Source organism: Gilliamella sp. X-23 (genome assembly GCF_057063545.1).
The window spans coordinates 125,966-152,901 of record NZ_JBXSQG010000003.1; the positions used below are offsets into that span (position 1 = coordinate 125,966).

A 26,936-nucleotide genomic window follows, 5' to 3' on the forward strand; every position below is an offset into this window, starting at 1 on the left:
ATATTCGCAATTTTTTTCATTTTTTATGATGCTATCTATATTACACGATAGCCATAACAGTGCAAAGCGCAAATAATCATGTCTAACCAAACAGATATAAAAATGGGTAAACTTATAAAGTTAAAAATTCAAGACTAAAACCATACATCAATTGCGCAATTAACTGTTTTATAACAATGAGTTGGATTGATAACAATATCAAAACATCTTGTCAAATCAACCTATCTAAAGCTTACGCATTAATATATTTTTCACGATTTGGCAGCCAACAATCAACTAATTGCACTGCGCTTTGTGGGTAGTTTTTTTGGATATCATAAGAGGCTTGCTGTACTTCGCTAATCAAATGCTGGTCGCGAATCAGATCTACCACCTTAAAATTAGCCATTCCCATTTGTCGTGTCCCTAATATTTCACCACCACCTCGAAGTTCAAGATCTTTTTGGGCAATAACAAAGCCATCATTACTTTCACGCATAACCTTCATGCGTGCTTGGGCTATTTTGCTTAAAGGCGCTTGATACATCAACACACAATGAGACACCGCCGAACCACGTCCAACCCGTCCACGCAACTGATGCAATTGGGCTAAACCTAACCGTTCTGCATTTTCGATAATCATTAAGCTAGCATTAGGTACATCAACACCGACCTCAATGACCGTTGTGGCAACAAGCAGTTGAATTTTTCCAGATTTAAAGTCTTGCATGACTGATTGTTTTAAATCAGATTTCATTTTGCCATGCACTAACGCAATGCTTAAATGAGGTAAGCGCGCTTGTAATTCAGCAACCAACATTTCAGCCGCTTGCGCATCAAGCGTTTCGGACTCTTCAACCAAAGTACACACCCAATATACTTGGCGATTGTCTAAACAGGCTTGATTTACACGTTCAATGATCTCATCTCGGCGAGTATTAGGTATAACAACTGTAGTAATAGGCGTTCGTCCCGGTGGTAATTCATCAATAATTGAAATATCGAGATCGGCATAAACTGTCATGGCTAATGTTCTGGGAATAGGTGTTGCAGTCATAATTAATTGATGTGGATAAAGATGATCTTTAATTCCTTTTTCCCAAAGACTTAAGCGCTGATTAACACCAAAACGATGCTGCTCATCAATAATCACCAAACCTAATGAATTAAATTGCACTTTATCAACAAATACCGCGTGCGTTCCAATTAACATGGTAATTTCACCATTTAAAATACGCTCATAACGCTGCCGCTTATTTTTGGCAGTTAAACTCCCAGATAACCAATCAACAGAAATACCAAGAGGATCAAACCATTGTTTAAAATTGTGATAATGCTGTTCTGCTAATATTTCAGTCGGCGCCATTAAGACCACTTGGTTACCGTTTTCAATCGCATTTAATGCGGCTAATGCAGCAACTAACGTTTTACCAGAGCCCACATCACCTTGAACTAATCGCATCATGGGCACAGATTTGGTCATATCTTGATAAATATCTTGCACAACTCGTTGTTGAGCGCGAGTTGGCGTAAAAGGCAATGATGATAAAAACGGCTTAATCAAGCTTTGATTTGGAAGAAACTGATGCGATTGCTGGTTTTGGTTATGTTTTTTTATCATCAACATACTCAAATGGTACGCAATCAATTCTTCAAAGATAAATCGTTTAATCGCAGGGTGTTCGCCCGATTCTAACTGCGCAATTTGAGTATCAATCGGTGGATTATGAATAGTATTTAAACACTCTAATGCGGACAAAAAACGACAAGCTAGTTGTGGTGGTAAAATTTCCTCTGGAGGATTGTTTTTCAAAAACAATAACGCCGTCATAATCGACCGTCGAATCACTGTTTGAGATAATCCATAGGTGGTTGAATAAATAGGCGTATATTTTTCTTCATCATCATCTAAAGTGACGCTTTTATCATTCTGATTGGTTTTAAGTTTAAATTGAGGATGAATAATTTCAAGGTGGTTTTTTCCGCGTTTTATTTCACCATAAGCACTGACCCATTTTCCTTTTATTAACGAAGCTTTCATGCCCGCAGTAAAATGCATAAATCGTAATAAAGCAATGCCTGAATGGTCTTGAACATAGCAAACGAGCATTTGCCGACGGCTAAATGTCACTTCGCTTTTGACAATCACACCTTCTATTGTCGTAAATTCACCGATAACAGCATCACCAATAGCACAAGAAGAAGTGCGATCTTCATAACGCAAAGGGAAATGCAATAGCAAATCTTTGGCGGTATAAATCCCTAATGTATTGAATTTTTTTTCTAAACTTGCCCCAATCCCCGTTAATTTTATTAACGGCAAATGGTCTAGAAAGCGATTTATCATAATGACTAATTTATATTTCGTACAACACTTACTACATCAGGCTGAAGTGATATTTTGCGAATTAATTCATTAAGTTGCTGAGTATTTTTTACTTCTATCTGCAAGATAATAGTATAAATTTGCCTATCTTTTTCTTCAGTATTTAGCCATTGCAAATGGGTATTTTCATCATTAATAATTGAAAGAATATCAGCTAAAGAGCCTTGCGTATTTAAAATATCAACCCAAATTTCGGCAACAAAGCGTTGAGAAATATCAGGTGCCCATTTAAGCGAAATATATTTTTCCGGGTTATGTTGATACCCCGTAATATTTCGGCAAGATTCATGATGCACTGTCAGTCCTTTTTCAGGGCTAACATGCCCAACAATGGGGTCGTTGGGGATAGGATGACAGCACTTAGAAAACGTAACCAAAACGCCTTCACTGCCAGTAATAACAAGTGTTTTGTTTGGCTCTGCTTTATTTGCCAATAGCGATTTATGTTCTAAACCTTTTGCAATAAAATGACTCATAATATTGCCTAGCCCAATTTCGGCTAAGACGTCATCAAAAGTGGGCAATTGTGCTAATTCAACTACTCGAGCTTTTTGACTCGATGATAGCCCATTAATACCGCCAGATTTAACTAACGAAAGATTAAGTAAACGCCGACCTAATTCAACAGCATCATCACGTTTAAGTGTTTTAAGCGCATGACGAATACGCAATTTTGCTTTAGCACTCACTACAAAATTTAACCAATTAGCATTAGGTCGCCCTTCTGGTGAGGTAATAATTTCAACCGTCTGACCACTGCTTAAGGGCTGTGATAGTGGATAAGGTTTACGATCAACTATCGCACCAATACATTGATAACCAATGTCCGAATGAACCGCATAAGCAAGATCAACTGCAGTCGCCCCTTCAGGCAACTGAACAATACGTCCTTTAGGGGTAAAAACATAAATCTCTTTAGGAAATAAGTCTGATTTTACGTTTTCGATAAATTCAAAAGAATTCCCTACACTTTGTTGTAGTTCTAGCAAGCTTTGCATCCAGCGCTGTGCTTTAATTTGCGTTGTAGTATTGTTTAATTCGTCAGTTTCGTTGTATACCCAATGCGCAGCAACACCCATTTCTGCCATTTGATCCATATCTTCAGTACGAATTTGCACTTCAACTGGTGTGCCATGTGGTCCAATTAATGATGAATGTAATGACTGATACCCATTTGCCTTAGGAATCGCTATATAGTCTTTAAAGCGATTAAGTCGAGGTTTATATAAATTATGCACCAGCCCAAGCGCACGATAACAAGTATCAACATCTTTAACCACAATTCTAAAAGTGTAAATATCCATAATGGAATGAAACTGCTGCTCACGCAGTTTCATCTTTTGATAAATCACATAAATATTTTTTTCGATACCTGTGACATTGGCATCAATATTTGCATCAAGTAATCGCTGCTTTATTTCAGACAAAATCTGTTGAATAAGTTCTTTTCGGGTATTACGTGCTGTTTTAATCACTTTTTCAATTACTTTAGCACGATTGGGATGCATTGCTGTAAAGCCCAAAATCTCAAGTTCAGTTTTTATATGATGAATGCCTAAACGATGAGCCAAAGGGGCATAAATTTCGAGGGTTTCTTTAGCAATGCGGCGACGTTTGTCAGGTCTTAAAGCCGACAGTGTGCGCATATTATGAGTACGATCGGCAAGTTTAATTAAAATCACGCGCACATCTTCGGTCATGGCAAGAACCATTTTCCGAAAATTTTCAGCTTGCGCCTCTTGCCTGTTACGGAATTTTAATTTATCAAGTTTAGAGACACCTTCTACTAAAACAGCGACATGATTACCAAATTTGTTTGTAATATCTTGAAAAGTGACTGGAGTATCTTCAATAGTGTCATGTAAAAGTGCGGCAATAATGGTCTCATAATCAAGCCGCATCTCAGCTAAATTTGTTGCCACTGCAACAGGGTGAGTTATATAAGGTTCACCACTACATCGGAATTGCCCTTCATGAGCATTTTTAGCAAAAAGATAAGCATCTTGTATCAATTCGACTTGTTTAAGAGGAAGATAGGATGCTACAAGCTCTTTTAAGCTATCAAAATATTGCATAAGCAATTCCAGTCAAGCTAAGCTTATTCGTACGATGGCGTGTTTTCGAGAAGAATCGACTCATGAAGCGTTGCACGCACTTCAGCTTCTTCATCTTGGCGTGCTTGGAAATCGGCAACATCAAGAATTTGCTTATTGACAAGACCTTCTTCAATTTCACGCAAAGCAACAACGGTTTCTTTGTCGTTTTCTTCCGGAACCAGTGGTGATTTATTTTCAACTTGTAGTTGACGAGCGCGTCTTGCTGCTACAATAACGAGATCAAAGCGATTACCAATTTTTTCTACTGCATCTTGAACAGTTACACGTGCCATTTTTACCTCTAAAATTGTTTACTAAAATGCTTCATTTGAAAGATCTAGTATTCTACTTAAATTTGTAGGGCATTGTCTATATTAATATTGGTTTATCTATCGAAATGAAGGGATATTTAGATAAATAAAAAAAAACAAATCTTCCATATTAAATCACCATTATGATAACTGATCATATTCATCGTTAATCTTATTATCCATATGCTCCTTACTTTGAACCAATCTAACCGCAAAATAAAGATCATAAGCAAACTCAATATATTCCTCATCAAGCTTAATATTCATTTTTTTAAACCAGTTTTTGAGCGTTTTACGTCGACCAGATAAAATTAGAATAATGTTTCTTACTTTTAAAGACTTCACCAATTCATCAATTCCCGACAACACACTAACGTCTTTATAAGTAAAACAAGGAATCGCATCAACAATCACATAGTTTATAGGTTCTTGAGCTTCGTCAACATAACTAATAATTCTTCGTTTAAAATACGCAATATTGAAATACGTCAATGGAGAATTAAATCGATAAATCATCGTATTATTGAGTGGTTTTACATCTTGGCTTATTGAATGAATTCGACCACTTTCATCAACGCCTAGTAATTGATCGTTTGGCCTAAATACACGACGTAAAAACAAAAATAGCCCTAATAACACTGCTAACGCCATACCAGGAATAATACCAATAACCAGTACTGACACAAGTGTTGTCAAACTTAAATAAAACGCATCTCGATCAAATTTAAAAAAGCGGATGATCGTTTGAAAATTGATTAATGAAATTGAAGAATAAATTAAAATCACCCCTAATACGCAAGTTGGAATAAATTGCAAAGGAGAAAGAAAAAACAACACAACTATACCAATTAACATTGCAGCAATAATCGAAACGAGCTGAGTTTTTCCCCCATTAGCATCATTCACAGCAGTTCTTGATGAAGTGCCACTAACCACAAAACCTTGAGATAATCCTGCTACAATATTGGCAATACCTAACGCTTTAAATTCGACATCAGCATTGGTTTCATAGTTATTTTTAGAGGCAAAACTACGTACAGTTATCATCATACTCACAAAACAGATGATGGCAATATTAAGTGAAGGGACAACTAAATCACGCATTAAACCTTTATCAAAATCAAGCCATGATTCAGCAGGAATAAAATCACTACTCACATTACCAATAATACGGATATTAAAATACTCAAAATTAAACAGCCATGAAAAAAACGTCATCACAATAACGGCTAACAACGGTGCTGGATATTGAGGCTTTAAACGCTTTAAAACAATTAAAATTAATAACGTAAAAAATGAAACCAGTGCAGTACCTATATGGATTTGTAGTATTTTAAAGGGAAAATACACAATTCGCTCAATCAAATAAGAATAGTCATAACTAAAGCCCAATGTTTTAGCTAACTGATCAACCATAATGGTGATTGAAATACCGTTAAGCAAACCAATTAAAATGGGCTGGCTTAGTAAGTCGGCTAAAGCGCCAAGATGTAGCTTTCCTGCAATGATACACCAAATACCAATCATGATTGTTAATATCACAACTAATTGCCAACGCAAGATTGGATCATTTGCCGCTAACGGTAATACAACAGCCGCAACCACAGCACAAGTAGCCGTATCAGGCCCAACAATAAGTTGCTTAGAAGAACCAAAAAGCGCATACACAATTAAAGGCAAAATGGTCGAATACAATCCTGCTATAGCACCAACGCCAGTCAATTCAGCATAAGCAATTGACACGGGTAATGAAACAGCGGCAACCGATAGACCAGCCTTAATATCAAAACCAAAATACTCGCGTTTATACTGTAATAAACTACTTAATCCAGGCATCCATGAAGTTATTTTTTGAAAAAAAGCACTGTGAAAAAATCTGCCCATACTGATCCTTATTTTCCGGCTATGCTCATATTATCAATCAAAATTGAGCCACATTGAATATTCGTTCTTGTTTCGACATCATTACCAATTGCCACAATATTTTTATACATATCTTTAAGATTGCCAGCAATAGTAATTTCGCTAACCGGATATTGAATTTGTCCGTTTTCAACCCAAAACCCAGTGGCTCCGCGTGAATAATCGCCTGTCACACCATTAACACCTTGCCCCATTAATGAAGTCACTACAAGACCTTTATCCAATTTTTTAAGCATACCATCAAAACCCGCATTATTTTGGCTTGGTGATACAAACCAATTATGAATTCCACCTGCATGCCCAGTCGATGTTAAGCCCAATTTACGCGCAGAATAGTTACCTAACAAATAAGTTTGCAACACGCCTTGTTCAACAATATTACGTTGAACTGTTTTGGTACCTTCATTATCAAAAGGTGACGACCCAACGCCTTTTAGAATATGAGGATCTTCATAAATGGTTAGCCACTTAGGAAAGACAGCTTGCCCAACACTATTTAATAAAAACGAAGATTTCCGATAGATTGCACCGCCACTTATGGCGCCTACTAAATGCCTAATTAGCCCAACGGCAACTTCGGCACTAAATAGCACTGGCGCTTGCATTGTTGCGATTTGTTTAGCGCCTAAATGTGAAATCGCTCTGTCGGCCGCCTGCCTACCAACCCAATTTGCTGATTTTAACTCACTAAAATCGCGTGATGAAGTATAAGCATAATTACTTTCCATCTGCCCTGCTTGTTCAGCAATAACAGAGCATGAAAGTGAATGTGAACTTGCGCAATAACCTTGTAACATTCCTAAACTATTGCCATACACATAAACACCATAGCGACTACTAAAATAACCGCCATCAGTATTAATTAATTTTGAATGATTGAGCGCGGTTAACTCGGCTTGTTTGGCCTGCTCAATAGCATTATCAACATTCAAATCACTTGGGTAAAATAAATCTAAATCGGGTGGATTAAATGCCATTTGGCTTGCATCGCCCAAACCAGAGCAAGGATCGGGTGAGGTATATTGCATAATATTAATTGCCATATCCACAGTCTGCAAAATAGCCTGTTCGGATAAGTCATTAGTTGATGCACTGCCTTTACTTTGATTTTGATAAACAGTTATTGATAGCGCACCATCACTATTAAACTCAACATTTTCAGTTTCGCCACGACGCGTACTTACACTAATACCCGTTGATTGATTTATCGATACCTCAACAGCATCAACACGTGACTTTGCTTGATTAATAGCATTAGCGACAATTGTTGATAAATGTTCTTTTTGGTTTAAGGCTTCTTTTTTAATCTGTTCAATACTCATTTTATTATTTTCTACAATTCTGCTAGTGATAAGTTATAATAAGCCAGAATTGAATATTAGTTAACAAAAGAAATAACATGAATCACAATCAAGAGACAAATCTAGAACCCAATTTTGCTATTGACAATGAAGACGAGGAAATCATTTATGTTAGCAAAAGTGAAATCAAACGCGATGCCGAAGCCCTCAAAAAATTAGGTATTGAGCTTGTCAATTTAAGCAGAAACGAACTAGAAAAAATCCCTCTGGATGAAGATCTTATTTATGCCATTGAACTTGCTCAGAAAATAAAAAAAGAAGGGTATCGCAGACAAATTCAATATATTGGCAAACTGCTACGTAGCCGAGACATTGAACCTATTAGTCAAGCGCTTGATAAACTCAAAAATCGCCACAATCAGCAAATTGCCTTATTTCACAAACTTGAAAAGCTACGCGATGATCTGATTGCAACTGGTGATGCTGAAACCATTATGGACTTATACCCAACAGCTGATCGCCAGCAACTGCGCACTTTAGCTCGTTTAGCTAAAAAAGAGCAAGAAGCCAATAAACCCGTCAAATCGGCAAGGCAAATTTTTCAATATTTAAAAGAATTGAGCGATACAGAATAATCTTTATAATGTGCGCTTATTGTTATTAACAAACACTATATAAACTTAGATAGAGGATACAAAAATGGGACTTTTAAATGTACCAGCAGGTAAAGAATTACCAGATGATATTTACGTTGTGATAGAAATTCCAGCTAATGCTGATCCAATAAAATATGAAGTCGATAAAGACACTGGTGCAGTATTTGTTGACCGTTTTATGGCAACAGCAATGTTTTATCCATGTAACTATGGTTATATTAATCACACATTATCATTAGATGGTGATCCAGTTGATGTATTAGTCCCAACACCATACCCACTACAACCGGGCTCTGTTATTCGTTGCCGCCCTGTTGGTGTATTAAAAATGACTGACGAAGCTGGCCAAGATGCAAAACTAGTTGCAGTGCCTCACAGCAAACTATCAAAAGAATACGATCATATTAAAGATGTTGATGATTTGCCTGAATTACTAAAATCGCAAATCAAACACTTTTTTGAACAATACAAGGCATTAGAAAAAGGTAAATGGGTTAAAGTTGACGGTTGGGATAACGCTGAGGCAGCTCGTAAAGAAATTATTGAATCATTTGAACGAGCCAAAAACAAATAAAATTAAGTAACAAAAAAACTTAAACAAAGCCATAAATACCATTTATGGCTTTTTATTTTGTATAAAAGCTGTTGATCTTTCATTATCAAGGTACAGATAAGTTAAATTATATCAGCATAGTCGGGTTAGCATATTGTATGATGTGGCTAAAAATGCAAAGGAGGATTATGATTAATACAAAAAATCAACAGCCTCTAATATATCGACTTTCGAAATAATTTAAAAGATTCAATTACACAACAATTTACTTTTTATTAATTAATAAATGACTATCTAAAAATTTAAGAAAAACTGCATTCTAAGTAAAAAAAAATTATTATTAACATCTTGCTTTCGATTATAATTTATGCGGTAATAGCAATGGGTAAACAACAAAGTAAAAAATTACGGAAACGATTCACCTTAATTAATGTAATCTTGAATACATGATTATAGTTTTGAGCTACATAATTGATACAATGTTAATACCCATACGAGCCGAAAGGCTAATTATTAATTATTGTTAGGATGTCTAGTAAATGAATAAGAAAACAGGCCAAGTGAAATGGTTTAATGAAAGTAAAGGTTTTGGTTTTATTACCCCTGCTGATGGAAGCAAAGATGTATTCGTTCATTTTTCTGCTATTTCAGGTGACGGTTTCAAAACCTTAGCTGAAGGGCAACAAGTTGAATTCGCTATCCAAGATAGCCCTCGTGGACCAGCCGCTGCTGAAGTTGTTGTTATCTAATAACTGAAGCTTTAAAAATTCATTTCCATACAGCAACGCCCATTCACAAATGGGCGTTTTTTTATATTCTAAAATTACCCAATTTAATGCATAAAAAAAGCGACCCTAAGGCCGCCTTTAAACAAAGCTAAATGCTAATTATTTTTTAGAAATAACAGCAATTAAGTCTAATACTTTGTTTGAATAACCCACTTCGTTATCATACCAAGAAACAAGTTTTACAAAGTTATCGCTTAATTGGATACCAGCTTTAGCATCAAATACAGATGTACAAACTTCACCTAAGAAATCGGTAGAAACAACATCATCTTCAGTATAGCCAAGAACGCCTTTCATCGGGCCTTCAGCAGCTGCTTTGATTGCTTTACAGATATCTTCGTATTTAGCAGGTTTTGCTAAACGAGCTGTTAAGTCAACAACAGAAACGTCTGGAGTAGGAACACGGAAAGCCATACCTGTCAATTTACCATTTAATTCAGGAATAACTTTACCTACTGCTTTAGCAGCACCAGTTGATGAAGGGATGATGTTTTGAGCAGCACCACGACCACCACGCCAATCTTTATGAGATGGACCATCAACAGTTTTTTGAGTTGCTGTGGTTGCGTGAACAGTAGTCATTAACGCTTCAACAATACCAAAGTTGTCGTTGATAACTTTAGCTAAAGGCGCTAAACAGTTAGTAGTACATGATGCGTTAGAAACGATATCTTGACCTGCATAATCTTTATCATTAACACCGATAACAAACATTGGTGTGCTATCTTTTGAAGGACCCGTTAAAACAACTTTTTTAGCGCCAGCTTGGATGTGCTTACGCGCAGTTTCGTCAGTTAAGAATAAACCAGTTGCTTCAGCAACAACATCAACACCGACTTCGTTCCATTTCAAGTTTGCAGGATCGCGTTCAGCAGTAACACGGATTGCTTTACCGTTAACAACCAATTTACCGTCTTTAACTTCAACTGTACCGTCAAAACGACCGTGAGTTGAATCATATTTAAGCATATAAGCCATATATTCAACATCTAATAAATCGTTGATTGCAACAATTTCAATGTCTGAACGTTTTTGAGCAGCACGGAAAACAATACGGCCAATACGGCCAAATCCATTAATACCTACTTTGATTGTCATAACAATTACCTTCTTTTTTTGTGTTTTTAATGTTAAAAATCTTTCCTGTAAACTATCAAATTTTAAAGATTTATTCAAGAAGATTCCTAATAATTAAACACGAATTGATTAAATAGATTAGACCAAGTGTAGATAAGATAAATTATCGCAAATAAAATCATCGTGTTATTTAAAATAACGGCCCAGTATGATAAGACATACTATAGTTAAACATTATTGTAAAAAGTTTATATGCGCGATAGATTCAATTGGATAAAAAGCAGGCTGAAACATTTTCCTTTAAATATCTATTAAAACGACAAAAAACTATATTATATGCTAATAACCTAGCTTAGTTGTTGGCGCATTCTGATGCTGAAATAAGACAAATAAAATAAATTATTGTTTTTTTATGCTTTGCATTTTTTGATTGGGTGTTTTTTGTTAAAAAACACCAAAAAACTTTAATAAAATCAATACCTTTTCTGACCGATTTTTAATAAAAAATTGAATCCTTTTTTGAGAGTTAAAAGCGATTATTGCTTTGGTTGTTTGGATCTTATGTTGTTGTAGTAATTAACCACAACAACACAAGCCCAGTTTTACTGGTCCGCCCCAACTACGCGGAGGGCTGTTCTTTGTTAGATTATCCTATACCTGCACTATAACCCCCCCCCCGCGGCCCAAGGATTAAGAACTAAAAAATAAAAGCTAAGGTGTGGTACAAACAGCATAGTAGCTGTAGCCGGCAAAGAAGTAGTCGACCTTACCGAAGGTCGTGCCGACATGGAAGAAGCGATTACCACTAAAAGCGTCGCTCGTCCAATAGGCGTAGTCGATGAAGCCCAAATCAGCGTAGCGGCTCATGCTGCCCCACTCAGAGAAAAAACCAGCCCCCATGTGACGCATGTAATGATCATCAAATGAGGTTGGTAAGGCGCCATCTATGCCATTTACACATGGGAAAAAAGGAAGCGCACCACACATCGCGTTAGTTAAATCCTTAATCTGTGGCAATCGATAACCCAAACTTCTACACCAAGTGGATTGGTTAGACAAGGTATCCCGTTTATTACCCCGATTGACGAACCACTGCTTTAGCACAAATCCATACCGAACCTCATTACCTCGACCATCCCTACCGACCAACTCAAATTTCTGTGGCAAAGATAGTACACTAAAAGGACTAGGACTATTTGAACTTATCTGAGCGCTATCAGCCCTAGGACCACTTAACGTTACCCGTGTGACATAACTTGATTTATCAGTAATCCAATTATCTGCTTGTACTGTAAATCCTCTTAGGTCTGTGAATGTATCAGAACGCGGCGTTGTCCAACTCACCGTTGCCCTTATACTACCATTCGTGACAACAGACCACGTCAACTGACTTGCATCCACACCAACAATGTCCAAATCAAAATACAACCCATCTGCACCCGTTGTAGGAAAATTTTGGTCATAAGATGATGAACTTATTGACTGAGTTAAAAAACCCTTTGTACGAGACCATATGTTAGATGGGCCGCCGTAATCGAGGTAGCCATAATTAAGATTCGGCCTTGCGTGACAAACAACAGGACCAGTAACACCATACGGATTGATATAATATGTCACCGTCTGACCATTAAAACTGGCTCTATTTGGAACCCCGTACTCTGTTTGTAAATAACCATCAGTACTACTTAAGGTTACCCTATAAGGAGCTTTACACATATCCAATGCATCACTACGATTAACAGTATTGCCATCCTTATCCGTAAACGATACCGATATATCCCCTGTAGCAGTAACACCATTTATACCCTGTCCATCTCCATCATCATCTCCCCAATAATTATACCTAGTGACTAAATCACTTAAACTCACTGAATTCACTGATGATGGAATTACCATATCTATATCTCCCAAAGTACTTCCTGCATAAGGTAAAACTATTGGATTTGTTGAGCTTGATGGATTGGTTGATGGTGTGAACCTTGTGCCATCCCGCAACTTAATAAACAAAAAACTATCCGTTGAAGTTGTCCTTGTTCGACCACCGTCAAACGTTAAATATGGCGCACTACCCTCAATATACCTTGATGTAGACGTCGTTAATGCCATAGAGCACTGTGTATAAGGCAACAAAAACAATGGCACGAAGAACAACAATAATTTAGTTAATCTAAATAATCTAAGTAAGTTTGATAATTTAGATAGAAAAAATAAGCACCTCGACCTCGGCGATAACCCTGCCGATAAACACGGCGACCTCGCCAAGCGCGATGAGCTTGATAACTTCGGTGATGAAAATAAGAACAGTGTCTGATTTAGACTACGGTGAAATTGAAAAAGATTTTGGGCGTAGGTTTGGCAGGCCAGATGCCAGATGCCAGATGCCATGCATGGTAGCGCATTTCGATAATCCTGTCAAGTAATTTATTGTTTTATTTTGATTTTTATAATTATCCGCTCAACTAATGAGCTTTTCCCTGCCTTAAAAGCGCTCAAATTATAGCCGATTGATTGATAATGCGCCAGTTTTTTGTTAAATATTTGTAAAGTTTTGCTAAGTTGATAAGGTTGAGCTTTTGGTGGCGTGTTTTGAGAAATGGTTTTGGTGGTGTTTTTGAATAAAAACCACCAAATAAAAACTTTAATAAAATCAATACCTTTTCTGACAGATTTTTGGGTGGAAAATCAGGCTTTTTTGTTCTGGTGCATAGAATGAATTAGGTGCAGAGGTTTCGGACGTTTGCCGTTTCGTGTTCAAAACAACTATCTTGACCACGTCCGAAATCTTGCCACATCAAAATAAACCACGAATTTAAACCACAACAACGCATCTGCAATAGTTTGCCCCAACTGCGCAGAGGTGCGGCTTTAATAACTTGGCCAACTATAGTCATATAAACACCACTGCGAACTTAGGATTAACAGCTAACAGTTAAGGAGTAGTACAAACAGCATAAAGCCCGCCGGCAGTAGCGTAAAGGACCGTACCGGTGTCCGCATTGGCAGCAAACAATCGGCCGGTAGCGGCAAAGTCAGGTGTCCAGTAAAAGTAGTTGGCAAAGCCAGCATCAACGTAACCATACATGGATCCCCACTCCGTAAAAAATCCAGCCCCTATTCGTCGTTGGTAATTATTACCAGGTGACGACGGCGTGGCGCTTGGGCAAGCATTACAATTGGCATTAGTCAAGTCCTTGAGCTTAGCAAGACGATAACCCGAGCTACTACTACACCAAGATGATTGGTTAGATGGGAGATCTCTTTTATTCCCTCTATTGACGAACCACTGCTTCAACTGAAATCCATATTTCACAACCACTCTACCACTACTATCCTTACCCTCTAATTCAAAGGTCTGCGGTAAAGATGGCGCACTTAAACTAGAACTACTTGAATTTATCTGATTATCATTTGCCCTTGGACCATTTAGCGTTACCCGAGTTACATATTGGGATTTATCACTAATCCAACTATCGGCCTGCATGGAACTTCCACTTGGGGGGGTGAATGTATCGGAGCGTGGCCTTGTCCAATTCACTGTAGCCGTTATTCCACCGCGAGAAACAGAAGACCACCTCAACTGACTTCCATCCACACCACCTATATCTAAATCAAAATACAAACCATCTGAACCTGTAGTGGGAAAATTAAGGCCGTAAGATGACGGATTTGTTGACTGAACCAAAAAGCCTTTATCAAGATTCCATATATCTGCTGGGGCACCTGAATTTTGAGCAAGATTTGGCCTTGCATAACAAGTCATAGCTTCAGTTGAATTCGGATTGATATAATACTCCACCGAATTACCACCGAAATTACTACTATTAGGAACACCATATTGTGTAATTAAACTACCACCGGTGCTACTTAATTTCACTTTATAAGGTGCTTTACAGATGTCTAATCTATCGTTACGACTTACTGTATTCCCATTCTTATCAGTAAAACTCACCGATAAGCTTCCTGTTGCCGTTATACCATTAGCTCCTACACCATCCCCATCATCATCATCCCAAAAGTAATAACGATGCACTAAATCATCTAGACTCACCGAAGTCACTGATGGTGGAATTATCATGCCTATATCACTAAGCGTACTTCCATTTATTAACTTTATTGGATTTGTGGCACTTGATGTATTGGTTGACGATGTGATGATTCTACCATCAGGCAATTTAATAGCCAATAACATGTCAGTAGTGGTCAACTTAGTTCGACCTCCATCAAATGTTAAATACGGAGCAGAACCTTCAATCACTCTTGAGGTATAAGCAGACAACGCCTGAGAACCTTGCGAATAAGACAATAATAACAATGGAACAAACACCAAGCACAACCTCAACAAGAACTTCGGCTTCGATGACAACCTTGTCGATGAACGTGATGATAAAAATGAGAATTGAGTCTGTTTTAGACTACGGTGAAACTTAAAAAGATTTAGGGCGTAGGTTTGGCAGGCCAGATGCCAGATGCCAGATGCCAATTATGATAGCGCATTTCGATTAACCTGTCAAGTAATTTTTTGTTTTATTTGAATTTTTATAATTATCCACTCAGTTAATGAGCGTTCCCTTTGCTTTGAAAGCGTTGAAATTATAACCGGTTGATTAATAATGCGCTAGTTTTTTTGTTAAAATTTTTAAAGTTTTGTTAAAGCCGGAGTCAACCTACGTTGGCGTACTTTGGGGAATGCTTTTTGCTGGTTGTTTTTTTAGTACCTTTAAAAGTGCCGACAACTAAGTAAGGTTAGCACGTCAAAAAGGGATTTGTGGCTTGGCTTTATAGGATTTCGCATAAAAATCCTTGAACTCAGGCGTTGTCACAGATGCCTTTTATTTTTTAAAAGGCCAAAACGTCCTAAACCAAACCACTCCTAGCTATTCTATACTTTATATATAATAGTAGATATTAAAATGTTTTTACTGCAATTTATCTAATTTGTTCAATATACCCTTTCACAATATTGACACTTTTTTCAAAGAGTTGTTTTTCATTTTCGTTAAAGTCAAGCTTGATCACTTTTTTGATTCCATGCTGATCTAAAATTGCAGGGACACCAATAGCAACATTTTTATAGCCATACTCTCCATCTAAAATACAACTGAGCGCTAATGCTCGGTGGCTGTTGGTGAATATATGTTGGCATATTTCGGTGATAGTGCTGGCAATACCGTATTCGGTGCAGTGTTTTCGATTCGCTATTTCAAAGCCCATTTTTCGAGCTTGGCTACCCACTTCATCAAAATCTATTTTGTTTTTTTCTAAATCATTTAAATTAATACCATAAACTGATGAATGAGACCAAACTGGAAACTGCGAATCACCATGTTCGCCCACAATGAAGGCGTCAATGCTTTGTGGGCCTATGTCCATTTTTTCGCCTAACAATCGACGTAATCGTACCGTATCAAGCCATACCCCTGTACCAATTACGCGGTGACGAGGTAGCTTTGATAGTTTCCAGACTTGATATGTGATGGCGTCACAAGGGTTGGTTGCAATTAAGAAGATGCCTTTAAATCCATTACTCATCATGTTAGGTACAATGCTAGCAACAATTTTGGATGTGCCAGCAAGTTCTTCGGATCGGCTTTTTTGGGCTATACCTGATGTGACGGTGATAATGGCAATATCTATGTCTGCACAGTCAGTTGATTCACGCAAGCTAACTTTGACCATGTTTTGCCGATAAGCCGCAGCATCTAATAAATCTTGCGCATGTCCATAGGCTAGCTCTTTATTGAGGTCAACAAGTGCGATTTCTTCACAAATGCCTCGGTTAACCAATGTATAAGCTGTTGTTGATCCAACATTACCCACGCCAATAATCATCACTTTTCGTAATTTCATGTTAAGCCTCGCTTGATTTAAGAAATAGGTAAAACAGTAAAGATTATTTCAATAATATACCTTTAGTTATTATCAATAAAGGGACATTATTGCAACTCAGTTAATTGTTTGTTTTGTGCTAACTATTAGTTAAATAGACGGAATTACCTACTATTTAATTGAGTTTTATATACAATAAATTCAGGCTATCGTTATAGCAATAATGAAGCAAGAAACAGCAAGTTTTAAAAAGGATTTGACTTTATTGCGGCAAATGATAATAATTCTCATTAACATTTAGTTTTATTGCTGTTCAACCGGTAATACTGTTTCATTATTATAACTAATTAAATAAAAGATATCTGCTAAATTGGTGTATCGCTATCACTGAATTTTGTTATTTGATTATGTGTTGTTTGCAAGGAGTCGCTAATGAAGTTCATTTTTTTTAAAAACCGCAAAACGTTATTAAAGGTTATTTTAACTTCGTTAATTATTTTGGCGGGTCTTTCTGAATCTGCCCATGCGGTAGAAAAAAAATTTAAAGTGGTTACCACCTTTACCATTATTCAAGATATTGCGCAAAATGTTGCTGGTGATGCTGCTGAGGTTGAGTCAATTACCAAAGTCGGAGCTGAAATTCATGAGTACGATCCCACACCGAAAGATATTACTAAAGTGCATTCAGCCGATTTGGTGTTATGGAATGGCCTTAATTTAGAGCTTTGGTTTAAACGTTTTTTTGAAGACGTTAAAGATGTACCTTCGGTTGTGGTGACAGAGGGTATTGAGCCGATGCCAATTCAAGAAGGCAGCTATAAAGGTAACCCGAATCCGCATGCTTGGATGTCGCCAACGTTAGCTTTAACTTATGTTGAAAATATCCGTGCGGCGTTTGTCAAATATGATCCGCAAAATGCCGCGATTTATAATAAAAATGCAGCCGATTATATTGCTAAAATCAAAGCACTTGATGCGCCATTACGTGAGCGTTTAGCTAAAATTCCTGAAGCCAAACGTTGGTTAGTCACCAGTGAGGGCGCATTTAGTTATTTGGCTCGCGACTATAATTTGAAAGAAGCTTATCTTTGGCCAATCAATGCCGAGCAACAAGGCACCCCTCAGCAAGTTAGGCATTTAATTGACTTAGTTAGAGCAAATGATATTCCTGTTATTTTTAGTGAGAGTACTATTTCAGATAAGCCCGCTAAACAAGTTAGTAAAGAAACCGATATTAAATATGGTGGCGTTTTATATGTCGATTCACTTTCAACTAAAGATGGCCCTGTACCCACTTATATTGATCTACTCAAAGTGACCGTCGAAACTATCGCTAAAGGATTTGAAAAATAATGACTCAAATTTGCTTGAATGTTGATGATATCACCGTGACTTATAATAATGGTCATACCGCAATTTATGATGCTAGTTTTCGATTAAATGGTGGCACTATTTGCGCGTTAGTCGGCGTTAATGGTAGCGGTAAATCGACGTTATTTAAGAGCATTATGGGGATGGTTCGTCCAACTCGTGGTCATGTCACATTTAATGATATGTCAGTTAAGCAGACCTTAAAACAAAATATCATTGCCTATGTGCCACAAACCGAAGAAGTCGATTGGGATTTTCCTGTGCTCGTATCAGATGTGGTCATGATGGGGCGATATGGACATATGTCCTTTTTGCGTATTCCAAGTAAAGAAGATAAAAAACAGGTCGATCTTGCCCTTGAACGCGTTAATATGCTCGATTTTAAGCATCGTCAAATTGGTGAGCTATCAGGTGGGCAAAAAAAACGGGTATTTTTAGCTCGAGCGTTAGCTCAGCAAGGTAAAGTGCTGTTGTTAGATGAACCCTTTACTGGGGTTGATGTTAAAACGGAAAATGCCATTATTGATCTGTTGAAAGATCTGCGTAAAGAAGGCCATTTGATTTTAGTTTCAACTCATAACTTAGGTAGTGTGCCTGAATTTTGCGATCAAGTGGTATTAATTAATCAAACTGTTTTGGCCTTTGGTCCAACTAAAACAACCTTTACACCACAAAATTTAATGACTACCTTTGGTGGTGCCCTGCGTTATCTGAGTTTGTCGGGCGAACAATTGCACGATGATGAAGATCCTCGTAAAGTATCGATCTTAACCGATGATGAACGTGCTGCAATTTTTTATGGGGAAGGTAAGCATGACTCACCTCATCGAGATTTGCTAGTTAACCATCACGATAATGAACCAAAAGGGTAATAATAAATGGAACTGTTACTTGAACCATTCACCTACGGTTTTATGTTAAAAGCAATTTGGGTAAGTAGTATTGTGGGTGCTGCCTGTGCTTTTTTATCGGCTTTTTTAATGTTAAAAGGTTGGTCACTCATGGGCGATGCGCTTTCGCATTCTGTTGTGCCGGGAGTTGCAGGGGCTTATGCGTTGGGGGTGCCTTATTCTGTTGGTGCTTTCTTTACCGGATTACTCGCTGCACTGGCAATTACGCTCGTACGTGCCTTTACGCGATTAAAAGCAGATGCCATTATCGGTTTTATCTTTTCAACCTTTTTTGCTGTCGGTTTGTTAATTATTTCGCTCAATCCAACATCAATCAATGCACAAACCATTATATTTGGTAATATTCTAGGGATTGATGATAGTGATATGTGGCAAGTGCAAATCATTATTTTGGTGTCATTTATATTACTTTTCTTTTTTTGGAAGGATTTGTTAGTCGTTTTTTTTGATGAAACCCATGCCCGATCCATTGGATTAAAACCACTACCATTAAAAATCCTATTTTTTACCATTTTAAGCGCCTGCACTGTTGCGGCACTGCAAACTGTTGGGGCCATTTTAGTAATTGCTATGGTTGTTACACCTGGTGCAACCGCTTACTTATTGACTAACCGATTTTCGCACTTATTGATTATTTCGGTGCTAATTGGCGCTGTAACAAGTGCTATTGGCGCTTGGATCAGTTACTTTTTAAATGGTGAAACCGGTGGCGTTATTGTGACGTTGCAAACGCTAATATTTATTGCGGCATTCTTATTTGCTCCACAGCAAGGGTTAATTATAAATCGCCTTAGGATCCGCCAAAGCCGTTTAAATAAAGGGAGGCAGGTATGACAGAGTTTTGGGAATATATCTATTATCCGCTTACTCTTCCTCTTATTCAGCGCGCAATTTTAGCTTCGTTAGCAACCGGTATTGTGTGTGCCCTACTATCTTGTTTTTTAGTATTAAAAGGCTGGTCGTTAATGGGCGATGCGATCTCGCATGCAGTTTTACCCGGCATTGTGCTGGCATATGTAGCAGGTATCCCAATTATCATTGGTGCTTTTGCTTCAGGTCTATTTTGCTCGGTTGCAACAGGTTATATTAAAGAAAACAGTCGCATCAAAGAAGATACGGTCATGGGGATTGTGTTTTCAGGGATGTTTGCTTTCGGTTTAGTATTATTTTCTAAGGTGGATACGTCGCAACATTTAAATCATATTCTATTTGGTAGTGTGCTTGGCACCAGTTATGACGATCTCAAACAGATCATATTCATTGCTATAATTGTGTCGCTTTTAATTATTATTAAACGCCGTGATCTGATGCTCTATTGCTTTGATCCAGTGCAGGCTAAAGTTGTAGGACTACCTGTTAAGTTACTACATTACGGTTTGTTGAGTGTTTTGGCTTTAACTATTGTAGGATCATTAAAAGTCGCTGGGATGATTTTAGTTATTGCGATGTTGATAGCACCGGGCATCACTGCTTTTTCGTTAAGCAAACGCTTTGAATGGATGTTGGTGATTGCCGTATTGGTTTCGACATTTTCAACGGTGATGGGAACCTTGATAAGTTATTATATAGATGCGTCAACCAGCGCCTGTATCGTTATTTTACAAGCAACTCTTTTTTTATTTGCCCAGACTTATCAGTTTGTTGCTCACAAAAAAGTGCACCGTTAAAGTGATTTTTGAAACTACTACTGTTGAAACCGCTTTTAAAACGGCTTTTTAATGGCGATAAAAAAACAGCGTAAATAGAGTTGTACCCCTATTTACGCTGTATCGATACTTATTATTTTTTACTCATCATCAAGAAATTTACTGTTATCTGCATAGTTATCAAAACGTGAAAACTGACCTTGGAATTTTAATCGTACTTTACCAATTGGACCATTTCGTTGTTTTCCTAAAATGATTTCGGCAATACCTTTATGTTCAGAGGCTTCGTTATACACCTCGTCACGATAGATAAACATAATCACATCGGCATCTTGTTCGATAGAGCCTGATTCACGTAAGTCTGAGTTAACCGGTCTTTTATCAGCACGTTGCTCTAAGCTACGGTTAAGCTGTGAAAGTGCAACAACAGGAATTTGTAACTCTTTCGCCAAGGCTTTTAGTGATCGTGATATTTCGGCAATTTCTAATGTTCGGTTTTCAGAGATATTCGGCACCCGCATTAATTGTAAGTAATCGACCATAATCATACTTAACCCTTTATGCTCACGATAAATACGTCTGGCTCTTGAGCGTAACTCCATTGGCGTTAAGCCTGATGAATCATCAATATAGATATTTTTCTTTTCCAACAATAAGCCCATAGTGCTTGAAATTCTTGCCCAATCATCGTCTTGTAGTTGCCCTGTTCTAATTCGGGTTTGGTCAACACGCGAAAGTGACGCTAACATACGCATCATAATTTGTTCTGATGGCATTTCTAAGCTGAATATTAATACTGGCTTTTCTTGCTCTAGGGCAGCATTTTCACACAAATTCATGGCAAATGTGGTTTTACCCATTGATGGCCTTGCTGCAATAATAATTAAATCAGAACGCTGTAAACCAGCCGTTTTTTTATCTAAATCAATATAACCGGTTGAAACCCCTGTCACACCATCATGCGGGCGTTGGAACAATTCTTCAATCTTAGCTACCGTTGCTTCTAACACTTCGGTTATACTTTTTGGGCCTTCGCCTTGTTTAGTCCGACTTTCAGCAATTTGGAAGATTTTACTTTCCGCCAAGTCTAAAATTTCGGTACTATCGCGCCCTTCGGTGGCATAACAGTTATCAGCAATATCATTTGATGCGCTGATTAATTCGCGCAAAATCGCTTGTTGGCGAATAATATCGCTATATGCAACAACATTAATCGCACTTGGCGTGTTTTTAGAAAGCTCCGCCAAATAAGCAAAACCGCCTACATCGGCTAATAGGTCTTTACTTTCAAGACTTTCAGAAAGGGTAATTAAATCAATTGGTGTCCCTTTGCTGACCAAGGTATGCATTTCAGAAAAAATCAATTGATGATGACGAGAGTAAAAATCCCGCTCAGTGATCATTTCAGATACCGCATCCCAACGTTGATTATCAAGCATCAAGCTACCCAGCACAGCTTGTTCAGCTTCGATTGAGTGCGGTGGAAGCTTGATATTGTGCAGATTTGATTTTTCTGCTTCTTGATTTTTAGAATCTTTGTTTGCTCTTATTCGATCAGTATTCATTACATTCATCTTTTGTTCTAAATTGAATTTATTGCTAAGCTATGTTGCTTATTTTAAAAATAATGGACCTAAACTAGGATCGGGTATTTGGTATTCAGATGGATAATCCACCTGAACTAAATATAATCCTTCCGGTTTTGCTGTTGCGGCGGCTTGCGTTCTGTCCTTAGCTTGCAAAAGTTCATCAATCCACTCTGGACGCTGATTACCCGCACCAACTTCAAGTAAACTGCCCACAATATTGCGTACCATATGGTGCACAAATGCATTGGCTTTAATATCAACAATAATATATGCACCTTGCCTTGTCACTTCAATATGATGAATATTACGCCAAGGCGTTCTTGATTGACATTGAGCTGCTCGAAATGATGAAAAGTCGTTTTCACCTAATAAATACTGCGCAGCTTGGTGCATTAATATTTCGTTTAATGGCACATAATAATGTGACACCCCTTTAGCTAAAATCGCAGGGCGATAGCGATGATTATAGATCACATAACGGTAACGTCGAGCTGTCGCACTAAACCTTGCATGAAAACTATCCTCAACAGTTTGCGACCAGCGCACTGCAATATTATCAGGTAAATGCGAATTAACGCCCATTGTCCAAGCACTCGGTGAACGCGCAGCTTGGGTTTCAAAATGCACTACTTGTCCTGTCGCATGCACGCCAGCATCGGTTCGACCAGCGCAAAATACGTTGATTGGCTCATTAGCAATAATGGATAATGCAGATTCTAGCCGCTCTTGAATAGAATCGACAGATTGCTGGCGTTGCCAGCCAAAATAACCACTGCCATCATATTCAATACCCAGGGCAATTTTACAGGTAGTCATTAATCAGGATCTCAAGCGTCTCAATTAACATCAATGCTCCTAAATAACGGATATTATCGGCTACTGACCAAAATTGAATTTGTTCATAATGACCATAACTGTGTCTTAAATTCGCCAATTTTATAACCAAGTTGTGTTCTGATTCGGTACTGACTTCGGTCACTGGCGTTGGCAAATTATCGCCTTGCACTTCAACACCAAATTCACCAAAGCGTGCCATATCTAATTCAATTGGCAAACTACTTGATACATTAATAGCTTGTGACACGCCATAAAACACGGGCACAATCACTGACTCGATAGAAACTGGAAGTTCATAATTACTCAATACTTTACGGATTTGATCAACTTGGGATTTTTCTCCGAGTATTGCATCGTGATGTTCGTGCGATACCGGTAATAGATTAAAAGCTAATTGCTTATCAAACAGTTGATTATCAACCGGCATACCATTTAACAAGCGAGCACTTTGCCCTGCCAGTTCATCCACGCCAGATTTGCCATACAATGATGCTGGGATAAAACTAGTCGCATGTAAATTTGTTAATAATTCCATATCAGTTAACGAAGCAACACAACGCAACAACTGACATACAGTGGCACTAGCAACGGAGATAATATTTTCATTACGGTATTCGGTCAATACACTATTATTAACTTTAGGTACCACTAATGGAATATGATCTTGCTGAGCAAAATAACCACTTGCATCAATCACTATACACCCCGATTGTGCTGCGACTTGCGCATACTTTTCACTGGTTTTAGCACCAGCGACAAAAAAAGCAAAATGGCACTCGCTCCAGTCCATTTGTGTACTGTCAATCACCGTTAAATTTTTGCCAGCAAAGCGAACTATTTCGCCAGCACTATTGTCGCTACCGACTAAATAAAGATTTTCAATTTTTAGACTACTGTCTTGTAAACTACGTTGCTGTAGCAACTCAACTAGCGCAGAGCCAACTTGGCCTGTCGCCCCCACAATAGCAATATTCCATGCAGACATATTTATAAACCCAATAAAAAATTTAGCGGTAATTATATCACTATATTGTCAAAGATAGCGGAAAAAGATACATGACAATAGCATTAGATGAATAGATTTCAATTGACTGTAATTCTGAACATTAAAACGATAAGCCATCATTAAGATGGCTTTGTTGATACTGAGCTTTTGATAATACTCGAAAATGAATTTAGCAGTTTACTTTTTCACAGGTTATTTGACTATTCAAACAAATAAAATAATTTTTAGCCTTCACCAGATAACGAATTATCTTTTATTGATAAAGTTTATACTAACTTATTATATGATTACAAAATAATACTAATTGGCTAACTCATCTTCCACGTGTTTGAGTGCCTGCCGATGTTGATCAATTAAGCAAGTCAAAACTTTATCTAAATAAGGTTCAATATCACTTTCATAAATCGGCGCTGGTGTAATTAAACATGCTGTATTTATATTTTGTTTTAATGTCAGCAACGAATCTTGTTGTTGTTTTTTATTATCAAGCTGCTTTACTTTCTCTTTTAGCTGATCTTGATAATAACGATAGACTCTAAAATCAAGACTATAATCAGAAGATCCATTTTTAGCTGATTGATTAAACAGTGCAATAGACTCTTCTAATGTTAAACCATACTCAACAGCGCCTTCGTGAAATTTAGTATTAAATTGGTTAGGATAAATAATTTGATAAGTTGCTTCTGGCATATTGATTTGCATCTCTTTAAGCCCAAATTTCATATTACTTGTGTCAATATTGTAATGCTTCCATAATGTAGGAAAAGTCCCAGACTCATCCTCAATTGCTTCTGATTTTATTGTCAATAATGTGTAAATATCGCCACTTGGAGCAATATAGTAATGCTGATAGCCATTCCAAAGAGTAGGATTATTAGAAAAAGAGTTATTTGCTAAAAAAAGCTTATCAATTACCTGATTTTTGCTAATTAAAAATAACGTAATATCTCGCCCAGAATTAGGTATATCTTTCTCGTTTTTGTTATTAGGATTAATTGGGTTAATGCTTAATTTTAGTTGAAAATCATTACCATTATAGACAATAGGATCATTATCGATTAATTTATCTAACTGTTTAAAATCAAATTTCAAATTGTTGAGTGGGCAACGGCTATCATATTTTATCTTTTCTTTTTTATCGAGTTGATTATATTCATCTTCGTTTCTAGCGCAATCTTGTTGCAATTGATGCATATCAACACTCATAAAAAATGGTTCACCACGATATTTAGAGTTAATATCAAGTAATTGACCACAGACACAATAACTAAACATAAATAAAATTGCGCCCAATAAAGGTTTTAGTTTCATATCAAATTCCTTTTGTTTACCTCATGTTAGCATACTTCCATTCTATTTTTCTAATAGAAGAAAATACGAACTTTTATCTAAGTTTTTAATAATAATTTTTTCATTCAAGTATATTTTTCACATCATATATAACATGGTTATATTACTTATTCCATATTTTTGATAAAGCATACCTGTTTAAGCTGCTTAGATATCTGTGATGGATATTTTGGGACACAGATCGACAAAACAAAATTCTATCCCTTACAAAACAACTCAATATCAGTAAAGTGATAAGCCATTTTAATTAGTTTTATGCATTATTATGACAAAAATCACCCTATCAACAATTGCCAAAAAAGCCAACACGTCAGTCGCTTCAGTATCTAGAGTGTTAAAAAAACCACATTTAACATCCTCTCAAATACAACTACGCGTTTATAAAGCTATTGAGGAATTAAATATGGACACATCAAAAAATTTCAAACCCTATAAACCAATACATAACAGCGGCAAGATATTAATTATTGATAACCAACTTTTTTCAAAGAGCTTAATCAATATTGGTGTCGAGCAAGAACTAAAAGAAAAGCAGTATCAAGTGTTTTATTTGCAGTTTCCTTATAATAATAAAAGTGATATCCATCATATTATTCGTTATGTTGCTCAAAATGCCTTTGACGGAATTATCATTATTAATGATGCTCCCTATTTAAAAACGTTGGTTGCTTATAAAAATACATTACCACCTATTGTATTAGTTAATCACTTTTCGCTTGATTTTGTTTGCGTGCATTTTGATCATTTGTTGATTGGACATCAAATAACAAAATATTTGATTGATAAATCACATAGCAAAATTGCTATTTTGCTTAACGATGAAACACTAACCAGCTCCACGCTTCTGCTACAAGGTTATAAACAGGCTTTACTGCGCGCCAATATTGCTATTGAACCCCGATATATTATTCACGGCTGCTTTACCTATCAACATGCTAGATCGGCAGTAAATAAACTAATAAACAGTACCAAATCACCTACTGCAATTATTTGCACCGATCATTTTAGTTTAAATTGCTTGAATAAAAATAATTATAAAGAACAACACCACCAATCACCCGATAGCATGGTTCTCGGCGCGTTGCACCAAGCCAATGAAAATAAAGCAAAACTGACTAAACCACTTACAATATCGTATTTTAGTGCCTCTAAGGAACTTAAATACAATGAATTAGATAGCCTGTACAGAATAAATAAACCATTGTTTAAAATGGGGCAAAAATCGGCGGCTTTACTGTGTGAGCTTATAGAAAACACAATAAAACCCATTAAGCGCTGTACAATCATTAACACTGAATCGATGTTTTATTAATATTTGAGCCGTTCGGCT

Annotated in this window: 21 protein-coding genes; 8 read left to right on the forward strand and 13 right to left on the reverse strand. The window is 37.1% G+C overall.

Features of this window, described 5'->3' with window-relative positions:
* Window positions 1-232 precede the first annotated feature (232 nt).
* The 5 genes from recG to pmbA form a co-directional block, all read right to left on the reverse strand.
* Window positions 233-2,326 (reverse strand): ATP-dependent DNA helicase RecG, encoded by a 2,094-nt coding sequence (gene recG / locus ACYH9I_RS03280; protein WP_483558897.1) that lies wholly within the window; start codon window positions 2,324-2,326, stop codon window positions 233-235.
* Window positions 2,327-2,331: 5 nt separating this feature from the next.
* The gene (spoT, locus tag ACYH9I_RS03285; RefSeq protein WP_483558899.1) at window positions 2,332-4,440 is read right to left on the reverse strand and encodes a bifunctional GTP diphosphokinase/guanosine-3',5'-bis pyrophosphate 3'-pyrophosphohydrolase; all 2,109 of its coding nucleotides are present in this window, start codon (window positions 4,438-4,440) and stop codon (window positions 2,332-2,334) included.
* Window positions 4,441-4,463: 23 nt separating this feature from the next.
* Complete coding sequence (gene rpoZ, locus ACYH9I_RS03290) at window positions 4,464-4,754, reverse strand: DNA-directed RNA polymerase subunit omega (RefSeq protein WP_091345929.1); 291 nt, start codon at window positions 4,752-4,754, stop codon at window positions 4,464-4,466.
* A gap of 159 nt (window positions 4,755-4,913) precedes the next feature.
* Window positions 4,914-6,656, reverse strand: a complete 1,743-nt coding sequence (locus ACYH9I_RS03295) for a SulP family inorganic anion transporter (RefSeq protein ID WP_483558900.1) — start codon at window positions 6,654-6,656, stop codon at window positions 4,914-4,916.
* Window positions 6,657-6,664: 8 nt separating this feature from the next.
* Window positions 6,665-8,017, reverse strand: coding sequence for a metalloprotease PmbA (gene pmbA, locus ACYH9I_RS03300; protein ID WP_483558902.1), 1,353 nt, complete (start codon window positions 8,015-8,017; stop codon window positions 6,665-6,667).
* 77 nt (window positions 8,018-8,094) lie between these two features.
* Here pmbA and yjgA point away from each other — a divergent pair, with 77 nt between their 5' ends.
* From yjgA to cspE, 3 genes are all read left to right on the forward strand, one after another.
* Window positions 8,095-8,631, forward strand: a complete 537-nt coding sequence (gene yjgA / locus ACYH9I_RS03305; protein ID WP_483558904.1) for a ribosome biogenesis factor YjgA — start codon at window positions 8,095-8,097, stop codon at window positions 8,629-8,631.
* Window positions 8,632-8,695: 64 nt separating this feature from the next.
* Complete coding sequence (gene ppa / locus ACYH9I_RS03310; protein WP_065561528.1) at window positions 8,696-9,226, forward strand: inorganic diphosphatase; 531 nt, start codon at window positions 8,696-8,698, stop codon at window positions 9,224-9,226.
* 518 nt (window positions 9,227-9,744) lie between these two features.
* Window positions 9,745-9,954 (forward strand): transcription antiterminator/RNA stability regulator CspE, encoded by a 210-nt coding sequence (cspE, locus tag ACYH9I_RS03315; RefSeq protein ID WP_025315032.1) that lies wholly within the window; start codon window positions 9,745-9,747, stop codon window positions 9,952-9,954.
* A 138-nt stretch (window positions 9,955-10,092) separates the two neighbouring features.
* On the opposite strand, the gene gapA is transcribed toward cspE, so the two are convergent.
* The 4 genes from gapA to ACYH9I_RS03335 form a co-directional block, all read right to left on the reverse strand.
* Window positions 10,093-11,091 (reverse strand): glyceraldehyde-3-phosphate dehydrogenase, encoded by a 999-nt coding sequence (gapA, locus tag ACYH9I_RS03320; RefSeq protein ID WP_091345936.1) that lies wholly within the window; start codon window positions 11,089-11,091, stop codon window positions 10,093-10,095.
* A gap of 690 nt (window positions 11,092-11,781) precedes the next feature.
* Window positions 11,782-13,455 (reverse strand): hypothetical protein, encoded by a 1,674-nt coding sequence (locus ACYH9I_RS03325; RefSeq protein WP_483558905.1) that lies wholly within the window; start codon window positions 13,453-13,455, stop codon window positions 11,782-11,784.
* Window positions 13,456-13,999: 544 nt separating this feature from the next.
* Window positions 14,000-15,550 (reverse strand): hypothetical protein, encoded by a 1,551-nt coding sequence (locus tag ACYH9I_RS03330; RefSeq protein ID WP_483558906.1) that lies wholly within the window; start codon window positions 15,548-15,550, stop codon window positions 14,000-14,002.
* A 446-nt stretch (window positions 15,551-15,996) separates the two neighbouring features.
* Window positions 15,997-16,917 carry an L-lactate dehydrogenase gene (locus ACYH9I_RS03335; protein ID WP_483558907.1) on the reverse strand — a complete coding sequence of 307 codons (921 nt, stop codon included), beginning with the start codon at window positions 16,915-16,917 and terminating at the stop codon, window positions 15,997-15,999.
* 411 nt (window positions 16,918-17,328) lie between these two features.
* Here ACYH9I_RS03335 and ACYH9I_RS03340 point away from each other — a divergent pair, with 411 nt between their 5' ends.
* From ACYH9I_RS03340 to ACYH9I_RS03355, 4 genes are read left to right on the forward strand one after another with little or no spacing between them, the layout of a single operon-like run.
* The gene (locus ACYH9I_RS03340; protein WP_483558908.1) at window positions 17,329-18,249 is read left to right on the forward strand and encodes a metal ABC transporter substrate-binding protein; all 921 of its coding nucleotides are present in this window, start codon (window positions 17,329-17,331) and stop codon (window positions 18,247-18,249) included.
* Complete coding sequence (locus tag ACYH9I_RS03345; RefSeq protein ID WP_174797629.1) at window positions 18,249-19,139, forward strand: manganese/iron ABC transporter ATP-binding protein; 891 nt, start codon at window positions 18,249-18,251, stop codon at window positions 19,137-19,139. Before ACYH9I_RS03340 ends, ACYH9I_RS03345 begins: the two co-directional genes overlap by 1 nt.
* 6 nt (window positions 19,140-19,145) lie before the next feature.
* Window positions 19,146-20,012, forward strand: a complete 867-nt coding sequence (locus ACYH9I_RS03350; RefSeq protein WP_483558910.1) for a metal ABC transporter permease — start codon at window positions 19,146-19,148, stop codon at window positions 20,010-20,012.
* Window positions 20,009-20,845, forward strand: coding sequence for a metal ABC transporter permease (locus ACYH9I_RS03355; RefSeq protein ID WP_483558911.1), 837 nt, complete (start codon window positions 20,009-20,011; stop codon window positions 20,843-20,845). The genes ACYH9I_RS03350 and ACYH9I_RS03355 overlap by 4 nt, the downstream gene beginning before the upstream one ends.
* A 119-nt stretch (window positions 20,846-20,964) precedes the next feature.
* Here the strand turns inward: ACYH9I_RS03355 and dnaB are convergent, their stop codons facing one another.
* From dnaB to ACYH9I_RS03375, 4 genes are all read right to left on the reverse strand, one after another.
* Window positions 20,965-22,374: a replicative DNA helicase gene (dnaB, locus tag ACYH9I_RS03360; RefSeq protein WP_483559008.1), complete on the reverse strand. Its 1,410-nt coding sequence runs from the start codon at window positions 22,372-22,374 to the stop codon at window positions 20,965-20,967.
* 63 nt (window positions 22,375-22,437) lie between these two features.
* Complete coding sequence (truA, locus tag ACYH9I_RS03365; RefSeq protein WP_483558913.1) at window positions 22,438-23,229, reverse strand: tRNA pseudouridine(38-40) synthase TruA; 792 nt, start codon at window positions 23,227-23,229, stop codon at window positions 22,438-22,440.
* On the reverse strand, window positions 23,216-24,235 hold the full coding sequence (locus tag ACYH9I_RS03370) for an aspartate-semialdehyde dehydrogenase (protein ID WP_483558915.1): 1,020 nt from the start codon (window positions 24,233-24,235) through the stop codon (window positions 23,216-23,218). The genes truA and ACYH9I_RS03370 overlap by 14 nt, the downstream gene beginning before the upstream one ends.
* 321 nt (window positions 24,236-24,556) lie before the next feature.
* Window positions 24,557-25,567 (reverse strand): hypothetical protein, encoded by a 1,011-nt coding sequence (locus ACYH9I_RS03375; protein ID WP_483558917.1) that lies wholly within the window; start codon window positions 25,565-25,567, stop codon window positions 24,557-24,559.
* Window positions 25,568-25,871: 304 nt separating this feature from the next.
* Between ACYH9I_RS03375 and ACYH9I_RS03380 the strand changes: the two genes are divergently transcribed.
* Window positions 25,872-26,918 (forward strand): LacI family DNA-binding transcriptional regulator, encoded by a 1,047-nt coding sequence (locus ACYH9I_RS03380; protein WP_483558918.1) that lies wholly within the window; start codon window positions 25,872-25,874, stop codon window positions 26,916-26,918.
* Window positions 26,919-26,936: the final 18 nt, after the last annotated feature.